Source organism: Reinekea forsetii (assembly GCF_002795845.1).
Lineage (GTDB): Bacteria > Pseudomonadota > Gammaproteobacteria > Pseudomonadales > Natronospirillaceae > Reinekea > Reinekea forsetii.
This window is the reverse complement of record NZ_CP011797.1, coordinates 1,280,302-1,299,453: the sequence shown is the minus strand read 5'-3', so window position 1 is coordinate 1,299,453 and position 19,152 is coordinate 1,280,302. Positions and strand designations below refer to the sequence as shown.

The 19,152-nt window shown below is 55.1% G+C and carries 20 protein-coding genes; 13 read left to right on the top strand and 7 right to left on the bottom strand.

Features of this window, described 5'->3' with window-relative positions:
* On the bottom strand, window positions 1-729 hold the full coding sequence (locus tag REIFOR_RS06030; RefSeq protein WP_100256697.1) for a DUF4194 domain-containing protein: 729 nt from the start codon (window positions 727-729) through the stop codon (window positions 1-3).
* Window positions 719-2,239: a Wadjet anti-phage system protein JetA family protein gene (locus REIFOR_RS06025; RefSeq protein ID WP_227003776.1), complete on the bottom strand. Its 1,521-nt coding sequence runs from the start codon at window positions 2,237-2,239 to the stop codon at window positions 719-721. Before REIFOR_RS06025 ends, REIFOR_RS06030 begins: the two co-directional genes overlap by 11 nt.
* A 139-nt stretch (window positions 2,240-2,378) precedes the next feature.
* Here REIFOR_RS06025 and bcp point away from each other — a divergent pair, with 139 nt between their 5' ends.
* The 3 genes from bcp to REIFOR_RS06010 all read left to right on the top strand — a co-directional run bounded on the left by bcp (window position 2,379) and on the right by REIFOR_RS06010 (window position 4,622).
* Window positions 2,379-2,855, top strand: a complete 477-nt coding sequence (gene bcp, locus REIFOR_RS06020) for a thioredoxin-dependent thiol peroxidase (protein ID WP_100256696.1) — start codon at window positions 2,379-2,381, stop codon at window positions 2,853-2,855.
* A 74-nt stretch (window positions 2,856-2,929) separates the two neighbouring features.
* Window positions 2,930-3,577: a tetratricopeptide repeat protein gene (locus tag REIFOR_RS06015; protein ID WP_100256695.1), complete on the top strand. Its 648-nt coding sequence runs from the start codon at window positions 2,930-2,932 to the stop codon at window positions 3,575-3,577.
* Between the two features lie 79 nt (window positions 3,578-3,656).
* A complete protein-coding gene (locus REIFOR_RS06010; RefSeq protein ID WP_100256694.1) occupies window positions 3,657-4,622 on the top strand; it encodes an asparaginase in 966 nt (321 codons plus the stop codon).
* Window positions 4,623-4,632: 10 nt separating this feature from the next.
* Here the strand turns inward: REIFOR_RS06010 and REIFOR_RS06005 are convergent, their stop codons facing one another.
* Window positions 4,633-5,001, bottom strand: coding sequence for an SEL1-like repeat protein (locus REIFOR_RS06005; protein ID WP_100256693.1), 369 nt, complete (start codon window positions 4,999-5,001; stop codon window positions 4,633-4,635).
* Between the two features lie 115 nt (window positions 5,002-5,116).
* Here REIFOR_RS06005 and REIFOR_RS06000 point away from each other — a divergent pair, with 115 nt between their 5' ends.
* From REIFOR_RS06000 to REIFOR_RS05990, 3 genes are read left to right on the top strand one after another with little or no spacing between them, the layout of a single operon-like run.
* Window positions 5,117-5,506, top strand: a complete 390-nt coding sequence (locus REIFOR_RS06000; protein ID WP_100256692.1) for a hypothetical protein — start codon at window positions 5,117-5,119, stop codon at window positions 5,504-5,506.
* Entirely contained in the window at window positions 5,503-7,857 is a 2,355-nt protein-coding gene (locus tag REIFOR_RS05995) for an ATP-dependent helicase C-terminal domain-containing protein (RefSeq protein WP_100256691.1), read from the top strand. Before REIFOR_RS06000 ends, REIFOR_RS05995 begins: the two co-directional genes overlap by 4 nt.
* 37 nt (window positions 7,858-7,894) lie before the next feature.
* Complete coding sequence (locus tag REIFOR_RS05990) at window positions 7,895-8,284, top strand: diacylglycerol kinase (RefSeq protein ID WP_273285300.1); 390 nt, start codon at window positions 7,895-7,897, stop codon at window positions 8,282-8,284.
* A gap of 7 nt (window positions 8,285-8,291) precedes the next feature.
* On the opposite strand, the gene REIFOR_RS05985 is transcribed toward REIFOR_RS05990, so the two are convergent.
* Together REIFOR_RS05985 and REIFOR_RS05980 are read right to left on the bottom strand one after the other, a co-directional pair.
* A complete protein-coding gene (locus REIFOR_RS05985) occupies window positions 8,292-8,639 on the bottom strand; it encodes a hypothetical protein (RefSeq protein WP_100256690.1) in 348 nt (115 codons plus the stop codon).
* A 276-nt stretch (window positions 8,640-8,915) separates the two neighbouring features.
* The gene (locus REIFOR_RS05980) at window positions 8,916-9,233 is read right to left on the bottom strand and encodes an ArsR/SmtB family transcription factor (RefSeq protein WP_100256689.1); all 318 of its coding nucleotides are present in this window, start codon (window positions 9,231-9,233) and stop codon (window positions 8,916-8,918) included.
* Between the two features lie 125 nt (window positions 9,234-9,358).
* Here REIFOR_RS05980 and REIFOR_RS05975 point away from each other — a divergent pair, with 125 nt between their 5' ends.
* From REIFOR_RS05975 to bioA, 6 genes are all read left to right on the top strand, one after another.
* Window positions 9,359-9,799, top strand: a complete 441-nt coding sequence (locus REIFOR_RS05975; protein ID WP_100256688.1) for an RDD family protein — start codon at window positions 9,359-9,361, stop codon at window positions 9,797-9,799.
* A gap of 120 nt (window positions 9,800-9,919) precedes the next feature.
* On the top strand, window positions 9,920-11,389 hold the full coding sequence (locus REIFOR_RS05970; protein ID WP_100256687.1) for a leucyl aminopeptidase: 1,470 nt from the start codon (window positions 9,920-9,922) through the stop codon (window positions 11,387-11,389).
* A gap of 129 nt (window positions 11,390-11,518) precedes the next feature.
* Entirely contained in the window at window positions 11,519-11,947 is a 429-nt protein-coding gene (locus REIFOR_RS05965) for a DNA polymerase III subunit chi (RefSeq protein WP_100256686.1), read from the top strand.
* Between the two features lie 2 nt (window positions 11,948-11,949).
* Window positions 11,950-12,609 carry a hypothetical protein gene (locus REIFOR_RS05960; protein WP_100256685.1) on the top strand — a complete coding sequence of 220 codons (660 nt, stop codon included), beginning with the start codon at window positions 11,950-11,952 and terminating at the stop codon, window positions 12,607-12,609.
* A gap of 169 nt (window positions 12,610-12,778) precedes the next feature.
* A complete protein-coding gene (locus REIFOR_RS05955) occupies window positions 12,779-15,667 on the top strand; it encodes a valine--tRNA ligase (RefSeq protein ID WP_100256684.1) in 2,889 nt (962 codons plus the stop codon).
* 98 nt (window positions 15,668-15,765) lie between these two features.
* On the top strand, window positions 15,766-17,058 hold the full coding sequence (bioA, locus tag REIFOR_RS05950; protein ID WP_100256683.1) for an adenosylmethionine--8-amino-7-oxononanoate transaminase: 1,293 nt from the start codon (window positions 15,766-15,768) through the stop codon (window positions 17,056-17,058).
* 16 nt (window positions 17,059-17,074) lie between these two features.
* Here bioA and REIFOR_RS05945 read toward each other — a convergent pair whose 3' ends face one another.
* On the bottom strand, window positions 17,075-17,506 hold the full coding sequence (locus REIFOR_RS05945; RefSeq protein WP_100256682.1) for a YqaA family protein: 432 nt from the start codon (window positions 17,504-17,506) through the stop codon (window positions 17,075-17,077).
* A 309-nt stretch (window positions 17,507-17,815) separates the two neighbouring features.
* Here REIFOR_RS05945 and yfbR point away from each other — a divergent pair, with 309 nt between their 5' ends.
* Window positions 17,816-18,439 carry a 5'-deoxynucleotidase gene (yfbR, locus tag REIFOR_RS05940; protein ID WP_100256681.1) on the top strand — a complete coding sequence of 208 codons (624 nt, stop codon included), beginning with the start codon at window positions 17,816-17,818 and terminating at the stop codon, window positions 18,437-18,439.
* Between the two features lie 3 nt (window positions 18,440-18,442).
* Here yfbR and REIFOR_RS05935 read toward each other — a convergent pair whose 3' ends face one another.
* Window positions 18,443-19,117, bottom strand: coding sequence for a TetR/AcrR family transcriptional regulator (locus REIFOR_RS05935; protein WP_100256680.1), 675 nt, complete (start codon window positions 19,115-19,117; stop codon window positions 18,443-18,445).
* Window positions 19,118-19,152: the final 35 nt, after the last annotated feature.

Genomic DNA, 19,152 nt, shown 5'->3' with positions numbered 1-19,152 from the left:
TTATTCCTGCTCGAGAACGCCGGGGCCATCGGCCGCTGAGTTTGGGTGGGTATCCGTCCGTTCAGAGTCTGAACCGGCCTCATCGTCGATCTCATCGGGCAATAGCTCGCTACCGCTGAGGATCGCCGATAAGACCTCATCGGAGACATAGCTGATAATCATCGGCCGAATCCGGATCCACAGGTCGCCGGATTCTTCGGTCAATTCCTGATTCAGCTGGATCAGTCGCAACTGTTTCAGGCGGCCAAACAGATGGCGCCGTTCAGTTAGTTTTTCCGGCAAGGTGCGCTTTAACAAATTGCGCAGCGCGATCACGATATTTTCGATCGAGACAAAAACACAGCCCTGCTCGTCCAACTGGCCTTCGCGTAAGGCACGGTCATAAAGGCTGCGCAAAATCAGCACGGTGGCGACTTCGGCCTGTGACAACTTAACCCGCATGCCATTGTTAAACGGCCGCTCCTCGTCGGCGAGACCGGGAACTTCCGCTCCTGGTGGAAACAGACGAACAAAATTAAAGCGGCTATCGTGCTGGACACGGACCCCGATAAGCGCCAGATATTCTTCCACCGGTTCGGCGATGCGCACAAATCGGTCGTACAGCAGTTGCTCGGTTTGGCTCTCGTCGCGACATAGCACGCCGTAATCGAGCAAGCGAATTAACAACTCGCTGTATTCGTTACGCGTGATGCCCGCCTGGTCGAGGTGTCGGTCTAATTCATGATGCATGGTTTTTACCCTGTTCCGGCGCCGTGAGCGTCTCACGTATGCGGATTTCAAACTGATCCTGTTGGTGAAAGTAAGCGCTCGCAACCGGTTCGCTGCCGCTATACTCAACGCTAAACTGCAGTTCGTCAGTCAGCGAATTGGCGCTGCCGACTTCGATGGCGTGTGCCAATGAGAGCAATTCCCCGGCACTGTCCACCGGCAAATCGCTGGTCTTAACGGCCTCACCCGCCAATAGGTGTCGCGCCAAAAAGCGTCTCACCTGAGTATCGTTAATTAAGAAGGCCTGATCGAGCCATTGCTGCACTACCAGCTCACGATGTGCGTCGCGGTCAAACTCTTCATCGCGATCTTCGGCGACATCGAGCTGGAAGGTCCGTTTGCTGCGGCGACTGTGCAAATACAGATGCACGGGGTCGACCAGGCCAACCCGCGGCACCGCCATCAGGTCACCCGCTAGGACCAGCAAGCGATCCTGTTCTGCGCGCGGCTGCGCGACCAGTTGCTGACACACCTTGGCCATATCGTTGTGTGACGAACTGGCCAGATAGCTCATCTGTCGGATAATGATGTCGGCCCGCTTGGTAAAGCCCTGCAAAGCCTTGCGCAAAGCTGGCAGCATAATGTCGCTGGCGGCCTGCAAACGTGACTCGATACTGTCGAGCAGGGTCCATAAGACACTCTGTCCCTCGTGCACCATTTCCGGCAACAGCTCGCGCAGGCGGCGCTCCACCTGTTGTTTAAAGTTGCGATCCTGATGGCGGATTTGAACAATTTTCTGGGAGATTTCATCACGGTATTTTTCGACATTGTCGGCCGAGAGGCGAATCGCCAAATCGGGCTGAAAGCGTTTTTCCATAAAGTCAAAAAAGTCGATGGTTGCCTGGTGCACCATGACCTGACTTTCCATCTGTTGCACCAAGGAGCGCTTGCGCTCGTCGAGCTCGGCAATTACATCGGTGAAATCGCTGATAATCCGCTCGGAATATTCCCACGCATCGAGCAGATCGTAGGCTTCGCCGGTTTCCATAAAAGAATTTATGGCATTGCGCACGTTGCGGGTATTGCGATGTCGGGTGCGGATACTGGCGCTACCGCTGGCGACAAAAGGCTCGGTAAAGGTTCGACCGTAGCGGCTGAAGTTAAAGCTGCTCTGCAACGACGCTTCGTCGACCTGCTTCTCGATCCAACCGTAGTCAATGAGCTGGTTCAGGACCCAATTGGCCTGCTCCCTATTGGTTCGAAAGCGGGTATCAGGCTCATCATCGTCGGCCGCCAGTATCGGCGCGCGCACCAGGGCCGCGCTGAAGGTGTCGATAACATCCTCGCGTGACAAAGCATGGCCATAATCGGCACTGGAACTGGTATAGAGACGACGATAGAGTTCTCGCAAACACTCGATTACCTGCTCACGATACTTACTCGTCAGTGGCCGGAAGAACTGGGCTCGGTATTGGTCAAAAAACATAAGAAAATCAGCCGGTTGGCGCGCCAAAAATAAGCGCTCTAGCATACCGGAAATTCATCCGCTGCACAGCCATGGGCGCTGCACAGCGGGCAAAACAATAGTTGAACGCGCCCACCGAGCCGGGTAGGCTAGAAAATTGCCTTGAATAAGTCCTATTCCCAGGCCAACAGCGGAGAAACATCCCATGAACGCCCTGACCCTACCCCCGACTGGCAGCCCTGCGCCAACCTTTAGCGCCCTAAACCAGCACGGCGAATCCGTCGCACTACAAGATCTTCTTGGCAAACGGGTGGTGCTGTATTTTTATCCCAAGGCCATGACGCCCGGCTGTACGACCCAAGCCTGCGGCATTCGTGACGCCCAGGCCGAGTTCGCGCAGCGCAATACCGTGGTGTTCGGCATCAGCCCGGATGCCCCGGCTCGCCTGGTAAAGTTTATCGCCAATCAGTCGCTTAATTTTGATCTGCTCAGCGATGAGGATCATCAAATCGCCGAACAATACGGCGTTTGGGCGCTGAAAAAATTTATGGGCAAGGAATATGTTGGCATCCACCGACTGACCTTTATCATCGATGAGACAGGCACGCTGGTGCACACCATGGCCAAGGTTCAGACCAAGAGCCACCATGACGATGTGTTGGCCGTGCTCGACGCCCTCTAACGGTGGGGCCTGGCAGCAATCCAAGTCGCGCTGGCGTACGTAAAGCCCTAGCAACCTCTATGAGAATTTAGCCTGTGCACCAATCCCTGTACCTGCTCGTTACTGCCCTCCTAGTCAGCACCCATGTGCTGGCCTGGGATGATAACCGGATCGATACCCTATGGCGTACCAATGCCCCGGCCGAATTGGGTCAAACACTCGACACGGATGGCTTCGGTCGCCTATACGCGCACTATCGACTGGGACAACTGGCACTGGAACGAGGGGATAAGAAGGCCGCCAAGGCCTCGCTCTATCTGGTTTTAGATGAGCTCAAAGACAACTATCAGGATAATGATCAGGCCGCCTTGTACGCCGCGAGCTTAGGCTTGTCGATCGGTCTAAAGCCCTGGCAAGCGGTGTTTATCGCGGGTCGGGCCGAGGATGCTATGACTGCTAGTGAAGCCATGGACACAGATCATGCGCCCACGGCCATGGTGCGTGGCATCGGTCTGTTCAACACGCCCGCGTTGATGGGCGGAGATAAGGAGGCGGCCTTGGGCCATTTCAACCGGGCCCTAGCACTCTATGATGGCAATGAAGCTTGGGGTTTAGAGGACGCTTGGCTATGGCAAATCAAGGCGTTAATGGCGCTCGACCGTCGGGCCGAGGCCGAAGTCAGTGCCCGAGCGCTGCTCGAGCGGTACCCAGATTTCATTTCGGCTACCGAGGTTTTGAACTAGCCATTGGTCTGAATCACTTGTATAGGCCTTGGGTAAGCCCTTACTATCGTCCTTTCGACACGGCAAGGCAGTAACACAGATGGCGCATTTTTTAATCATTAATACCGGTGGCACCATCGGTATGGTGCACGGTGACCGTGGCCTGGAACCCCGAGCCGGTGAAATTGAGGCGGCTTTGTCCGGCCAGCCGGCCTTGCGCGATTGGCAACAGCATCAGCTCTCTTGGCACCATTGGGACCCCTTGCTCGATTCCTCTGATCTGCAACCGACTCACTGGTATGACCTGGCGGCCACCATCCGTGCCCATGCTCATCTAGCGGGCGTATTAATTGTGCACGGCACCGACACCCTGGCCTATACCGCCTCTGCCCTGAGCTATCTACTCACCGATCTGAGCTTACCCGTGGTGATCACCGGCTCAATGTTGCCGATATCGGCGCCCGATACCGATGCCATCGCCAACCTACAATTGTCGCTGTCGGCACTGCTGGCTGCTAAACCTGAGGTTGTCGTGGCTCTAGCCGGACAGCTGCTGCCCGGCTCACGCGTTACCAAAATCAGTACCGAACTTGACAACAGCTTTGCGGCACCCGGTTGGCACGAACAACGTTGGGCCCTGCCCGCCAACTCTCAGCCCATGCGGATCCAAAAAAACTGGCGCCCAGCCGCAATTGGCGTGCTAACCCTGTACCCTGGCATTCCCATGGACGGTCTAATGAGCATGGTCGACCGTTTCTATCGAGCGATTGTGATTAACGCCTTCGGTAATGGCAACGCCGCCAAAGATCGGGCCCTGCAACGCATTTTGAGTAAGGCGCTGGAAAAAGGCATTCCGGTCTTTGTGCGCAGCCAATGCCTGAACGGTGCCGTCGACTTCCGGCTTTACGCCGCCGGCGCCGTTTTTGATGAAAACGGTGCCGTGGCCTGCGGTGCCATGCCGTTTGAGGCGGTGATCACCAAATTACAGATCCTCTGCTCCGAATTTGATCGCAGCGAGCAAGTCATCGCGGGTTTTAACCAACAGTTCGCGCGCGAATGGCAATAGCCGCCGCCCGCTAGACCTCGGTGAGCGGCAGGTCTAATGCCAACGGATGCCCGGCCTGCTTGGCTAGGTCAAGGTAGGTCTGAGCGCGCTGACTGTCTTGACTGAAGCCCACGAGCTTGCCCTCCTGGTAGAGCCGATGCAGTTGCCAGCACACTTTCGGACGCTCAACCGATACACAGCGCAGCAGGTACTGGGCCCCGGCACTGCGGCTGGGCTGATCGGCACCCTTGAACAACAACAGAAAGCCATACAGCTCCTGGGCATCGCCATCGCCTCGATCCGCCAAGCGGGCAAAACCTTTCATTAGATAGCCGTGAAGTTTTTTCGACCAGGTTAGCCAGCGCTGATGGAAGGCCCACTGCAGAATCCGAAACAACATGCTTTTATTTCCCATGGGTTAGACTTGAAAGCGCAATTTCACCATACTAACGACTTAACCTACAACCGGCAAAACACGCAACCGGCCGCGCACATCACATCATCGAGAGCACACTATGACCATTGGCACCTGGGACCCCGACGCAGACCAAGCGCATATCAGTCCCGAGCAACTGAAAGCCGCACTGGCTTACACAGATCCAGAGACCTTCCCAGCACAGGCGCCTGCCGAACTGATGCCGATTCAGGCCCTAATGAAAAGCCCACGCAGCGTATGGCAACCCTTGCTGGCAGCGCTGTCGAGCTCCGACTTGGGCGAGCTGTGTCGCTTCTTTACGCTGGCCGAAGCGCGTTGGGCCGACTGGTTTGGCGGTGACAAAAATCCCGTTATCTGGATCTATAAGGATTTAAAGGCCCGCGGCGACATGCCCGATAAGGCATTGGCGTTGTGGATCAAGGCCCATAGCGAAAATCGCTTCCTGCCCCATGGCAACCTGCTTGGATGAATGATGTTTTACCGGTCGAGGCCATTCGACAGAAGGTAATCCAGGCCTGGCATCAGGGCGGTTGCATTGTCAGCGCGCCACCGGGCAGCGGCAAGACCACCCGAATTCCCCTCTGGTTGCTCGAGCAATCCGAGCGGCCCATCTATTTGCTAATCCCAAAGCGCATCGCCGTCAAACTGGCGGCTGATCAGCTGGCCCGCAACCTCGGTGAGACGGTCGGCCAACGCGTCGGGTATCGCCTGCGTAATGATAGCAAGACCGGTGCCGCTACCCGAATCATCGTTACCACCTATGGCAGCTTTCTGCGGCTGTTGCTCAATGAACCCGACCAAATGGCACAGTCGACCATTATTCTCGATGAATTTCATGAGCGCTCGGTGGACCAAGATTTGGTCTGTGCACTGGTCAATCAATACCACGATGGCCTAGACGACTCAGTCCGCAGAGTGATCATGTCGGCGACCTTAGATATAGCAAGGGTAGCCGAGCAACTCAGTCTGCCGGTCATCGAATCGCAGGGCTTCAGCCACCCGGTGCAGGTCGACTACCAAAAAACCGATGTTAAGCGTAGCGATCAGGTCGCCCAACTGATCCACCGCAACTGGTTGGCTAACGCCGATCACGTGCTAGTGTTTTGTCCGGGTATGGGCGAAATTCGCGCTATTGAACGCAACCTACCGGCCAGTTGTCCGATTGTGATTTTGCACGGCAAGCTGTCCCAGGCTCCCGACCTCGCGGCGCTGAACGACGCGCCGCCGAGCATAATTCTGGCCACCAACATTGCCGAAAGTAGCATTACCTTGGCCCGGGTCCACTCGGTCATCGACCTAGGGCAAGAACGTTACGTGAGCCTGCACCCGGTGACCGGTTTGGCCGAGTTGAAAACGCGGCGCATCAGCCAAGCCAGCGCCAAACAACGCACTGGGCGGGCCGGCCGGCTTGGGCCGGGTCACAGCCTGCGGCTCTGGAGTCGAGATCAGCAGGCCGAACTGATTGCGCACCAACCGGCCGAGCTAAGCTACGCCGACCTAACCGAAACCTATCTGCAATGTGCATTCTGGGGTGCCGACCGGGCCGACTTGGACTGGTTGGAACAGCCGCCAACCGGTCGCTGGCGAGCGGCCCATAACAGATTAGTGGCGTGGGGCGCGATCGACCCCAATGGTCAGATTCGCGCCCATGGCAAGCTGATGGTCAACGTGGGCCTGGAGCCCTGGCTAGGCCATTTCTTAATTACCGCCCAAAGCTTCGACTGCCTGAGCGCAGCGATCTATCTGGCCGCTCATCTGTCGAGCCAGGAAGCGCTGCAGTACGACCCCTTTTCCCAGCGTTCGGCGCGAAGTTTTAAGCCAGCGGTGATCGCAGAAGCCCAAAAACTGGCGCAACGCTTTAATCAACCCCATGTACTGCAGTTCGAGCCGATCACCGAACCGGCCCTGATTCAGGCCCTGGCCGACCGCCTGGTCTATCAACTCCAAAGCGAGCGCGCAATCCTGATTAGCGGCACCGAAGTGCGCAGCAAGGCACACTTTAAGGTCGGCCAATGGTGGTTGCTGTTGGACGGCATCCGCTCCGGGCGGCAAATTCTAGCCAGCGCCTGGTTGGCCGTGTCGACCGAGGCTGCATTAGCCCAGCGACCCATTAAAGAACGCACCGAATTCGACCCAAGCTTGGCGCCCAAACCCTTTCGAAAAATCCGTGCCGTCGGCCAGATACGCCTATCGAGCCAGCCATGCACCCCCAGTCGTGAAGAGAAAATCAGTGCTTGGGTGGCCTATATCGAAACCCACGGTGAGCAGGCCTTTACTTGGTCGAAGGCCTCGGCCCTGCTGCGGCAACGCTGGTTACTGCTGTCCGGAAACCAAGCCAGTTGGTTGAGCTGGCCAAAGCAAGATCAATGGCTTGACCTCAGCCTGCCCTTTCTGAACGGACTGGGGCAGTTACACGAGCTCTCTATGGTGGCCGTGCTCAATCAATATATGGGCTATGCCAATCAACAGACATTAAATCGTTTATGCCCAGACCATTGGTGCGCCCCCAGTGGCCGCAGTGTGCCGCTGACCTATGACCCGGTACACGGTCAGATCCAGGCCCAGCTTAAATTACAGGAAGCCTTTGGCCTTGCCACAGCGCCCACGATCCCGGCCGGGGTCCCCATTCGCCTAGCGCTCACGGCGCCCAATGGCCGACCGGTCGCCGTGGTCACCGATTGGTCACACTTTTGGCTCAACATTTACCCGCAGATACGCAAGGAATTACGCGGTCGCTATGCCAAACACCCGTGGCCAGATGACCCCCTGACCTTTAAAGCTACGGCAAAAACCGCTCGACAAATTCGCAACCCGAGCTAAATCGTTTTAAGATGGCTTTTTTAGTAAGTATCGATTGATGATGACAAGCGAAATACCCACACCTGAGCGCGTCAACGGCGTAAAACGCCTGATCAACGCAACCCGTTACAGTTGGCAAGGCTTACTGGCGACGGTTAAGCATGAGGAAGCCTTTCGGCAAGAGCTCTTACTTTTAACGGCGGCCCTAGTGGCAACGCCTTGGCTGGCACAAAGTTGGTTCCACGCCATTGCGTTAGTCGGTTCGGTGATTCTTATTTTGATCGTCGAAATGCTGAACAGCGCTATCGAGGCCTTGGTCGACCGGGTCGGTCTGGAATTTAACGAATTATCTGGGCGGGCGAAGGACATGGGTTCGGCCGCGGTATTCTTAAGTATCAGCCTAGCCGGCATGGTCTGGTTGGTGTCCCTAACCCAAAGATTGTTGTAACGGGTCGTTAGAAGTCTTTGACGGGCCATCGGTGTGCCGGACGATCTTCGATTCGCTCTATGGTGCCAATTTCTTTTTCTATATAGGCCATCAACAGCATAGCAAGTTCGAAATCGTTCTGTTCGTCCAGATCTTGGGTAATGACTGCGAAATAGAGCAAGCGGTGTGTTCGCATTTGGGTACGAATGGTGACAATTTCGGAGGAAAAACGATCTACCAAGGACGGTAGTTTATCTGAAGAATTGACCGGATCAATCAAGGCAACACGCCACACTCGTTCCCATGCATTGGCCGCCAAACGAACACGGGCCGGTAACGGGGGGTGCATGGCATCGTCATATACGGGCTTGTGCATTCGACGGATTTTCGCTTCTGTCATAGGTTCTGTGCCTCAAAACGTATTGCGCAGGACAGCTCCTCAACCTCAGGGAGCACACTAGAAGTATAGATTATCAGACGATTTGTCAAATTTTGAACCGATTTTGGGTCCATTTTTAGGTAAAAACGTGAAATTCATCATGAAATTGAACAATCTTGCCGTTATTGACGGCCAGTTGACGGATTACGCTCGTCAAGCGTCAGCGCAACTCCCACAAGCCTCGTTCGGTCTTGGTAAGGATGCCTTGAGGCGTCAATCGTCGACCCGACAATAGACATTATAGAGCACTTCGATGACCTGCTCAGCTTCGGGGCTGGAAATCCGATAGTAGACGGTTTGCGCTTCTTTGCGCACACTAACCAACCTATCTCGACGCAAACGGGCCAGATGCTGGGACAGGGCGGATTGACTCAAGGGTATACGCTCATTGAGTTCACCAACATTTTTTTCACCCGAGACCAGATTACATAGAATCAATAATCGGCTTTTATTGCTGAGGGCTTTTAATAGGGAAGAGGCATCACCTGCCTTGCTTTCCAACTGTTCCATGGGTAGGTTGTGGCTCTTCATAAGGCTGACCAAGGTTAAGAGCCTACAGTCTAATGCAAATTTACTCAGAGCTCTATTGGCAACGCTTGGCTAAGCTCAGACAATCCCCTATTCTGTTGCGATAATTCGCCCAACAAGGACTTTTTGTGCCCGTCGATCCAAAAACACCCACTTATCGTATCCTCGGCAGTGCCATTTACGATTGGCTCGTCATCTTAGGCCTGCTTATGATAGCGGGCTTTCTGGCGGTGCAATTAAACTTACTGATCACCGGCGCCGAGGCCATCGCCCCTCACAATCGGTTCTTTCAGATCTATCTAGTGGCCATCATTATTGGTTACTATTTCTATTTTTGGCGCCGCTCTGGCCAAACGGTCGGGATGAAAGCCTGGCGAATTAGACTGGTGACGCTCGACGGAGAGCCCTTGACCCTGCGTCATATGAGCCTGCGCATGCTCGGTGCGATACCTGCCTTCGGGGTGTGCTTGCTGGGCATCGTCTGGCACTACTGGGACAAATCGGGCCTCAATTGGCACGATCACATCAGTCAGACTAAGCTGACTTATCGGCCCAAACCGTCTCTGTGACAGAGTCTTGAGTACCCTTTGGAGCGCGCTCCGCCCAATCGAACACAGTGGTTGCCTTAGGGTGGCGCTGCATCCGACCAGGCCAAGGCCTGAGTTTCTAATTAAAATGGACCTATCCCTATGAAAATAACGTCTTTCCGTCCCGACTTTAACTTGATTAAACAAGACCTGTTAACAGCGTTCTATTTTGAAGATCAGGACACCGCCAGCTTTACCGCACTGAAGCAGCAATCCCCCGTGTTGATCGACGATCTGGTGAATAAAAAAGTACTCACCGCCAAACTCGGCTCGGTGACACCTCTGATTGGTCATGCCAACCTGCCCTGCAGTCATGTCTTGGTCATCGGCTGCGGCAAGAGCGCTGATTTCAACGAAAGTAGCTTTATTAAAACGCTTAAGACCTTGGCCGCCGAAGCGAAAAAAGCGGTCTCAACCTCCGTGGCCGTTGCCATTGATGAAATTAAGCCCGCCCATCGCTCAGTACAGTGGTCGGTCGAGAAAGCAACTGAGACCCTTTTGACTAGCCTCTATCAGTACGACGCGACCAAAAGCCAGAAGGCCGAGCCATCAGCACTCACCCATATTGCTTATATCGCCAGCGAGGAAAACCTCGAACTGGCTATGAAAACCGGCAAGTCCATGGCACATGGCATCAATCTAGCGCGTGAACTGGGTAATCTACCGGCCAACATCTGTGATCCGGCCTTCTTGGCCGAACAGTCGATCAATCTGGCCGATGCCTATGACGAAATTGACGTTGAAGTCATCGAAGAGCACCAGATGACCGAGATGGGTATGGGCGCGTTTTTGGCCGTCTCTCAGGGCAGCGACAAGGCCGGCAAGATCATTGTCATCAAGTACAATGGCGGCGCCGTCGGAGAAAAGCCCCATGTCCTGGTTGGCAAGGGCCTGACATTCGATTCCGGCGGCATCAGCATCAAGGCCGCAGCCGGCATGGAAGAAATGAAATGGGATATGCTCGGGGCCGCATCGGTCCTTGGCACCCTGAGTGCCATAGCGGAACTGAAGCCAGCCATCAATGTTATCGGCGTGATCGCCACGGCGGAAAATATGGTCAGCGGCGGCGCCACACGACCCGGTGATGTAGTGACCTGCATGAATGGCAAGACCGTGGAAATCATCAATACCGATGCCGAAGGTCGCCTGGTGCTATGCGATACCTTGACCTATGTTGAACGCTTTGAGCCGGCCAGCGTGGTCGACATTGCCACCTTGACCGGTGCAATCGTAGTCGGTCTTGGCCACCACGCTACCGGCGTTTATGCCAATGATGAGCAACTGCAGCATAAGCTGATCAGTGCCGGCTTAAGCAGCTGGGATCGCGGTTGGCCGATGCCTTTGTGGGATGACTATAAGGTCGATCTGGAGTCACCCTATGCTGATTTCCGCAATGTTGGTTCGCGCGCCGGCGGTTCCATTACCGCTGCAATCTACTTGGCCGAGTTCACCAAAAACTACAGTTGGGCGCATTTAGATATAGCCGGCACCGGTTGGAATAGCGCGAAAGAGGGCGCCTCCGGTCGACCCGTCGCTATGCTCACCCAGTATCTGCTCGATCGAGTGCAATAGCCTGGAGCGCCTTGGTCGACCTGACGGGCAATCGAGCCCTGAGTAGCAAAAAGACACCCTAATGATCCCCCTTTCGAGGGGAGATTTGGTAAGATTAGGTTTCTCACGACAGACATAACGGCGACTCCTATGACCAAGGTTGATTTCCATATCTTGGCGACCACACAGGAAAATGATTTCCTGACCTACGTGGTGCGCCTAACGCAAAAAGCGCACAGCCGTGGCCATCAGGTACTGATTGCAACCGATCATGCCGAACAGAGTCTGGCTTTAAGCACAGCCCTCTGGGGCATACAGCCCGATGCCTTCATCGCTCACAGTTCGGTTGACGAGGCGCACGATGCCATCCAGATCAGCGACAGCGAACAATGCGGCACTCACCATGATGTCCTCATCAACCTTCGCCAAGCCATACCCGATTTTTTTTCCCGCTTCGAGCGCGTGTTTGAGGTGGTCAGCCAACAACCCACCCTATTGACGGCCAGCCGACAGCGCTATCGGTTTTACAGCGACCGCGGCTATGCCCTGACCCGCCACGATTTACGGGATCGGGTCTAGCCATGGCCGATCACAGCTCACAACAGACCTTATTGGAAGACTTGGAAGCCATTCGTAACAGTCTCGACAAGGGGCCAGAGGCGCAGTCGATCATTCCAACGCTCGAGGATATAGTTGGTCAACGCGCTCCGACGTCGGTCAATTTGAAAAATCCATTCCTGTCCAGTAATTCCCTGTCCGAACTGTTGAGAATTCGTAATGACGCAGAGTCCGTTGCCGCACAAGAACTGTCTGAGCTCAAGCCGCTTTGGGCTCGAGCCGAGATGACCGACTCACAGAGCTTAGCGGACTGGAAACTCACGTCGGCGCCAGGGCTGGAACTTGAAGCGGAATCGAAACTCGAAGCAGGATTAGAACTGGAATCAGAGCCAAAACTGGAACCGTTACTCGAATTGGAAGTCATGCCCGATCCCAATCTAATTATCGGCCAGATGGAACAACTCCTTGCCAGCTGGATCGAAGACTCAGTCACCGAGCATATGGTCCGGTTTGAAAGCGAACTGCGTTCTCGGCTGCAGCAGGACTTCGACCAGCTGATCACCCACTGGTATCAGGAACAGGGTTTGGAATTACCGGCTAATGTCCGGACCCGGTTAAGCCTTGAACAGCCCACGGAGGCGGCCAGCAAACCCAGCATCGATGACGCGGGATTCGTGCCCTAGCCTGACCGGCTCGAACGGACGGGTCTGGACACCCTTTTTTTTATCCCTGAGGCAAGTCAACACTCGGCTCAAGCCTGACCTATGGCCCATAAGCATGTATAATCGCCAGCCTTATGGTCGCCCAACACTCACAGTAGATCAACCGAACAGTAAAGAGATATAGACCCTCATGGATAAAACCTACCAGCCGAATCAAATAGAACGTAAACACTACGACCACTGGGAAGCTCAGCAGTACTTTAAGCCCAGCGGCACGGGTACGCCCTATAGCATTATGATTCCACCGCCGAACGTGACCGGTAGTTTGCATATGGGCCATGCCTTTCAGCAAACCATTATGGATGCTCTGACCCGTTACCATCGCATGATGGGCCGCGACACGCTGTGGCAAACCGGTACCGATCACGCCGGCATCGCGACCCAGATGGTGGTCGAGCGCTTGCTCGCCGCTGAAGGTAAGACGCGACACGACCTGGGCCGAGAAAAGTTTATCGATCGGGTCTGGCAGTGGAAAGAGCAGTCCGGTGGCACCATTACCTCGCAGATGCGCCGATTGGGCGATTCGGTTGATTGGACGCGTGAACGCTTCACTATGGATGAGGGTCTGAGTGAGTCGGTCCGGGAAGTCTTTGTGCGCTTGTACGATGATGGTTTGCTTTATCGCGGCAAACGCCTGGTCAATTGGGATCCAGCCTTCCACACCGCGATCTCCGATCTGGAGGTTGAAAACAAGGAAGAACAGGGTCATCTCTGGCATTTCCGTTACCCGCTCGCCGATGGCGTCACCACCGATGCCGGGGAAAATTACTTGGTCATCGCGACCACTCGGCCGGAAACATTGCTCGGCGACTCGGCGCTGGCCGTGCATCCAGAAGACGACCGCTATCGTTCCCTAGTGGGTAAATTTATCGAGCTGCCATTGGTTGGCCGCCGAATTCCCGTTATTGCCGACGACTATGTCGACATTGCCTTCGGCACCGGCTGTGTAAAAATCACCCCGGCACACGACTTTAACGACTATGCCATTGGCAAGCGTCATCAGGCGCAATTGATCAATGTGTTCGACAAGAGCGCTGCCATTCTGCCGCAGGCGCAAGCCTTCGACTATGCCGGTAACCTGCTCGATGATTTCGATGGCCTGTTACCCGACGGTTTCGCTGGGCTGGATCGCTATGAGGCGCGTAACAAGATCGTTGCCGATCTCGACCAACTGGGTCTGCTCGACGGCATTAAGGACCACACCCTGATGGTGCCGCGCGGCGATCGTTCCGGCGCGGCCATTGAGCCCTGGTTAACCGACCAATGGTACGTTGCGGCCACCAAGATGGCGCAACCGGCCATCGACGCGGTGAAAAGCGGCCAGATCGAATTTGTTCCGAAGATGTTCGAAAATGAATACTGGTCGTGGATGAATAACCTGCAAGACTGGTGTATTTCTCGGCAACTCTGGTGGGGCCATCAGATCCCGGCCTGGTATGACGCCAGCGGCAAGGTCTATGTTGGCCGTGATGAGGCTGAGGTGCGCAGCAAACACCAGCTGGCTGACAGCGTCACCCTAACCCGCGATGAAGATGTGCTCGACACCTGGTTCAGTTCCGCCCTATGGACCTTTTCCACATTGGGCTGGCCCGGTGATATGACCATGGTCAATCGCTACCACCCGACCGATGTCTTGGTGACCGGTTTTGATATCATCTTTTTCTGGGTTGCCCGGATGATTATGATGACCACCCACTTCCTTAAGGATGAACAGGGTGCGCCACAAATTCCGTTTAAGAAGGTTTATATGACCGGCCTGATCCGGGATGAGCACGGCGCTAAGATGTCAAAATCTAAAGGCAATGTGCTCGATCCAATCGACCTGATCGACGGCATCGACTTGGAAACGCTGGTCACCAAGCGCGTCGGCGGCATGATGCAGCCCAAGTTGGCGGCCCAGATCGAGAAGAACACTCGCACCTCCTTCCCCGATGGCTTTACCGAATCCGGCACCGACGCCTTGCGTTTTACCCTAACCTCGCTGGCGTCCTTATCGCGCGATATCAATTTCGATGTCAAACGGCTCGAAGGCTATCGCAACTTTTGCAACAAGCTGTGGAATGCCGCCCGCCTAGTGCAAATGAATACCTTTGCCAAGATCGAGGACAGCGACGAGCTCGGCGCGCCACTCGATTGCGGCCAAAACGGCGGCGATCTTGAGCTCTCATTGGCCGATCGGTGGATTCGGTCACGCGTGCAGCAGCTCACCATAGATGTGCATAAATATTACCAACAGTACCGCTTCGACCTGATGAGTCAGGCCCTCTATGACTTTATTTGGAATGAATACTGCAGCTGGTATCTGGAACTGTCCAAACCGGTATTCTGGAACGAAGCCAGTACCGAGGCGCAATTGCGCGGCACGCGCAAAACGGTGGTCGGTGTCCTAGAAACCCTTTTGCGTCTGATTCACCCGATCATGCCCTTTATTTCGGAAGAAATTTGGCTCAGCTTGAAGCCGGTGTCGGGCGTCAGCGGCGATTCTATTATGCTCGCACCCTTCCCCGAAGCACAGGCTGATAAGGTCGACCCCGCGGCCGAAGCCGATCTGGAATGGGTCAAGGAGGTAATTATGGGCATCCGTAATATCCGCGGTGAAATGAATATCGCCCCGAGTAAGGCGCTGCCGGTACTGTTACAGAATGGCGCTGCGCAAGACCTGCGTCGCTTTAAAGACAACGAAACCTTTCTTAAGCAGCTGGCCAAGCTCGAGGACATTCGTTGGGTCGAGTCCGACGAGGCGGTGCCGCCTTGTGCGACCGCCATGGTCGGTCAACTCAAGGTATTGGTGCCGATGGCGGGCCTGATCGATGTGGCCGCCGAGCAAGCGCGCATCGCCAAGGAGCGCGATAAGACAGAGAAGGAATTGAGCCGGATCGAGGCCAAGCTGGGCAACGAGAAGTTCCGCAGCAAGGCACCGGACGATGTGGTGGCCAAGGAGCAGGCCAAGGCCGACCTAATGCAGACCAAGCTCAATGATTTGCAAAGCCAGGCCGATCAACTGCTGGCCCTAGCCTAGTCTATTGATGGGCCCGACCCGGACTCAGTCTGGGTCGGGCCCACTCTAGCACGCAACACCTCCTCTCAGCCTCGCACACCCCAGACCAAGGCGGCATCATGACAATCGACCTCGATTTTGACAGAGATCACCTCTGGCATCCCTATACCTCCACCAGCGCGCCTTTGCCGTGCTATCCGGTCGAGTCGGCGCATGGCGTGCGACTGAAGTTCGAAAATGGCGACACGGTGATCGACGCCATGGCCTCCTGGTGGTCGGCCGTGCACGGTTACAATGTGCCGGAGCTAAATGACGCGCTGATCAACCAAACCGGGAAAATGGCGCATGTAATGTTTGGCGGCCTCACCCACGAGCCGGCCATTGAGTTGGGCAAGCTGTTAGTCGCCATGACACCGGAGCCGCTGCAAAAGGTCTTCTTGGCCGACTCTGGCTCCATCGCGGTTGAGGTGGCCCTTAAGATGGCGATCCAGTATTGGTCCGGTCGCGACAAGCCCACCAAGACCCGTATGGTGACGGTCAATCGGGGCTATCATGGCGATACCTTTGGTGCCATGAGTGTCTGCGATCCCACCAATGGCATGCACAGCCTGTTTGAATCGGTCTTGCCCGAATCGCTCTTTCTCGGCGATCTGCCCCAGGGTTATAGCCAACCCTTAGATCCGGAGTTAATGCAGCATTTTGAACAACAGATAAAAGAGCACGCCGACACACTCGCGGCCTTTATCATCGAGCCTGTGGTTCAGGGTGCCGGCGGTATGCGCATTTACAACCCGCAATGGCTGGTGCAGATACGAGTCTGGTGTGAGCGTTACAACATCCTGCTTATCTTCGATGAGATCGCCACCGGCTTCGGCCGCACCGGTAAGCTTTTCGCACTCGAGCATGCTCAGGTGGTGCCCGACATCCTTTGCTTGGGCAAGGCACTGAGCGGCGGCTATATGACCTTGGCGGCCACCCTGGCGACCGATGAGGTGGCCGCGGGCGTTAGCGCATCGCCGGCCGGTGTTTTTATGCATGGCCCAACCTTTATGGCCAATCCGCTGGCATGCGCAGTCGCCGGGGCGGCCCTGCGACTGCTCGAGCAAAAAGATTGGGCCGTCCAAGTCGGCGCCATTGAAACCCAACTGCAACAGGCCCTGCTGCCGCTCGCGGCCTTGGCTTCGGTGGCCGAGGTTCGTGTTCTGGGGGCTATAGGGGTCATGGAGATGGTCGAGCAGGTGGATGTCGCTCAGGCTCAGGCCTTGTTTATCGACCGTGGCGTCTGGTTACGCCCCTTTGGTAAGCTAATCTATATTATGCCGGCCTATGTAATGACCCCGGCAGATTTGCAGACGGTAGTTGACGCCATGGCGGCCTTTGCCCGGTCATTAATCTTAACCGAACCCGTCTAACGGCGGCGGAACAGGCTCAACTCCCGAGCCCGGCATAGCGCACCGTTAACCAGAGTAAGACGCCATAGCGGGCGACCTTGCCGAGCAGCAGCCAGGCATAACAGGCCCTGCGCGGCAACCCCAGCATACCCGCGGCGACCGGTAAGAGATCGCCAACCATTGGCAACCAGGCCAAGCCGAGCAACACCGCGCCATGGCGCTTGAGTGCGACAAGGACGCGGTGCAGTCGAGCTGTCGAGCGCTGCAGCCGCTTCGCCAACCAGGGGGCGGCATGGATGGCCAACTCAAACATCAACACGGCTCCTAACCAATTGCCCAAGGCGACGGCGAAATACAATAACCATATCCGCTCTGGCTGCTGCTGCACCATAACCAAGAACACCGCTTCTGATGCTAAGGGCCACAGTGTGGCCGAAACAAAACCGACAAAAAACAGGGTTAACAACATCAAGCAGGTACCTTATTGAAACGGGCGTGAATTGCAGCATTTTGATTGCACCAGTGCAATTGCTCAAACTGTTTATCTGCTCGAAAAAGTTAATAGATAAGCCATGCTGAGCTCATGGGTTTGCTACAGGTTTCACCTGAATTCATCCCCAGAGTGTGGCAGAATACGTCCAACGGTCGCGGAGGATTGGAATGAGCCAACGCCAAGCTATTTCAACCGGCCTCAAGACCCACGGTGAACGGCCCGAGGGCGCCGGTAGCGAACGCTGCCACGACAATATCCAAGCGCGCCAACCGATGGAATCCTAATGTGACTACTTTTCGTTTTTTTGCCTACCTCGATCGACTCCGCTGGATTAAACGCTGGGGCCTAAAGCGCAACGTGATCGAAGAAAACGTGATGGAGCATAGCTGGCAGGTTGCGACTATCGCCCATGCATTGGCAATCATCCGCTTTGAAATACTGCACCAGCCGTCGAGCGAGTTTAGCCCCGATGAGGTCGCCACGACAGCGCTGTATCACGATTGCAGTGAGATCATTACCGGTGATCTACCGTCCCCGATCAAGTACCATTCAAGCACTATCACGGATGCCTACAAGCGCATTGAAGATGAGGCGGAGCATGAAATACTGTCCTTGTTACCGGCGCCCATGCAGCCAAGCTACCGCAAATTTCTACTCCACAAGGCCATTCACCCTGAGGTCGCTAGCCTGGTCAAGGCCGCCGATCTAATCAGTGCCTATCTAAAATGTCAGGCTGAATTGCACGCGGGCAATAAGGAATTTTCCAGTGCGGCCTGCGATATTGAAAGTACAATCCGCAACTTACAGATGATGGAAGTGGATTATTTCATGACCAACTTTGTCCAATCCTATCAACTGACCCTCGATGAGTTGCTCAGCCAGCATGAACCACATAATGGGCCAAGCTAGGCGTTATCGATTTTCAGTTGGGATGGTTAGGCCTAAGCCTCCGAGCACAATCATAGCGACTGTTGCGGTTGCATCTTGAAAGTCCTGTTGATCGTATTCTTTTTTACCCAGAGCCCAGCAAACCTGCGTTGAGAAGTCAGCGTAATGCTGGGTGCTGCCCCAGATCAAGAAGATCAGGTGATGAGGGTTCACCGCTTTCATCTTGCCGGCGTCAATCCAGCTTTGAATCACACTGGCCCGATCGTCCAGCCATACTTTCAAGTCTTGGGCTAAGAAAGCCTCTAGGTGGGGCGCACCCTGGATGATTTCCATCGCGAAGATGCGCGAGGCCAAAGGGTGGGTATAGGAATAGGCAACCTTCGCCTCTATGTAGCGATAGAGCGTTTCGGCCGGATCGGAGTCGATACTGGCGACGCTAAAGGCCTGATTCCACATCTCTAAAATATCGGCCAAGACTGCGCCGTACAGCCCGAATTTACTCTTAAAATAATAGAGAATATTTGATTTTGGCAGTTGGGCACGGTCGGCCACGGCATTCAGGGATGTTCCCTTGTAACCGTTTTGAGCGAATTCAATTTCAGCGGCCTTAATGATCTTGGCTTCATTTTGTTGGCGAATACGGCCAGCTTTGGTGCGAGTGCGAAAGGCATCATTAAGTCTTTTTTGTGCTGTGTCCAAGAGATATTCCTGCAAAAGAAGTCAAAAGTATAAAA

What these genes read in the sequence shown, in the direction of transcription:
- REIFOR_RS05970 (WP_100256687.1), top strand. Translation starts at nt 9,920, where the DNA reads ATGAAAATAACGTCTTTCCGTCCCGACTTTAACTTGATTAAACAAGAC.
- REIFOR_RS06000 (WP_100256692.1), top strand. Translation starts at nt 5,117, where the DNA reads ATGACCATTGGCACCTGGGACCCCGACGCAGACCAAGCGCATATCAGT.
- REIFOR_RS05980 (WP_100256689.1), bottom strand. Translation starts at nt 9,233, where the DNA reads ATGAAGAGCCACAACCTACCCATGGAACAGTTGGAAAGCAAGGCAGGT.
- REIFOR_RS05955 (WP_100256684.1), top strand. Translation starts at nt 12,779, where the DNA reads ATGGATAAAACCTACCAGCCGAATCAAATAGAACGTAAACACTACGAC.
- REIFOR_RS06025 (WP_227003776.1), bottom strand. Translation starts at nt 2,239, where the DNA reads ATGCTAGAGCGCTTATTTTTGGCGCGCCAACCGGCTGATTTTCTTATG.
- bcp (WP_100256696.1), top strand. Translation starts at nt 2,379, where the DNA reads ATGAACGCCCTGACCCTACCCCCGACTGGCAGCCCTGCGCCAACCTTT.
- REIFOR_RS05965 (WP_100256686.1), top strand. Translation starts at nt 11,519, where the DNA reads ATGACCAAGGTTGATTTCCATATCTTGGCGACCACACAGGAAAATGAT.
- REIFOR_RS05960 (WP_100256685.1), top strand. Translation starts at nt 11,950, where the DNA reads ATGGCCGATCACAGCTCACAACAGACCTTATTGGAAGACTTGGAAGCC.
- REIFOR_RS05985 (WP_100256690.1), bottom strand. Translation starts at nt 8,639, where the DNA reads ATGCACAAGCCCGTATATGACGATGCCATGCACCCCCCGTTACCGGCC.
- REIFOR_RS05995 (WP_100256691.1), top strand. Translation starts at nt 5,503, where the DNA reads ATGAATGATGTTTTACCGGTCGAGGCCATTCGACAGAAGGTAATCCAG.
- REIFOR_RS06010 (WP_100256694.1), top strand. Translation starts at nt 3,657, where the DNA reads ATGGCGCATTTTTTAATCATTAATACCGGTGGCACCATCGGTATGGTG.
- REIFOR_RS05945 (WP_100256682.1), bottom strand. Translation starts at nt 17,506, where the DNA reads ATGTTGTTAACCCTGTTTTTTGTCGGTTTTGTTTCGGCCACACTGTGG.
- bioA (WP_100256683.1), top strand. Translation starts at nt 15,766, where the DNA reads ATGACAATCGACCTCGATTTTGACAGAGATCACCTCTGGCATCCCTAT.
- REIFOR_RS06005 (WP_100256693.1), bottom strand. Translation starts at nt 5,001, where the DNA reads ATGTTGTTTCGGATTCTGCAGTGGGCCTTCCATCAGCGCTGGCTAACC.
- REIFOR_RS05990 (WP_273285300.1), top strand. Translation starts at nt 7,895, where the DNA reads ATGATGACAAGCGAAATACCCACACCTGAGCGCGTCAACGGCGTAAAA.
- REIFOR_RS06030 (WP_100256697.1), bottom strand. Translation starts at nt 729, where the DNA reads ATGCATCATGAATTAGACCGACACCTCGACCAGGCGGGCATCACGCGT.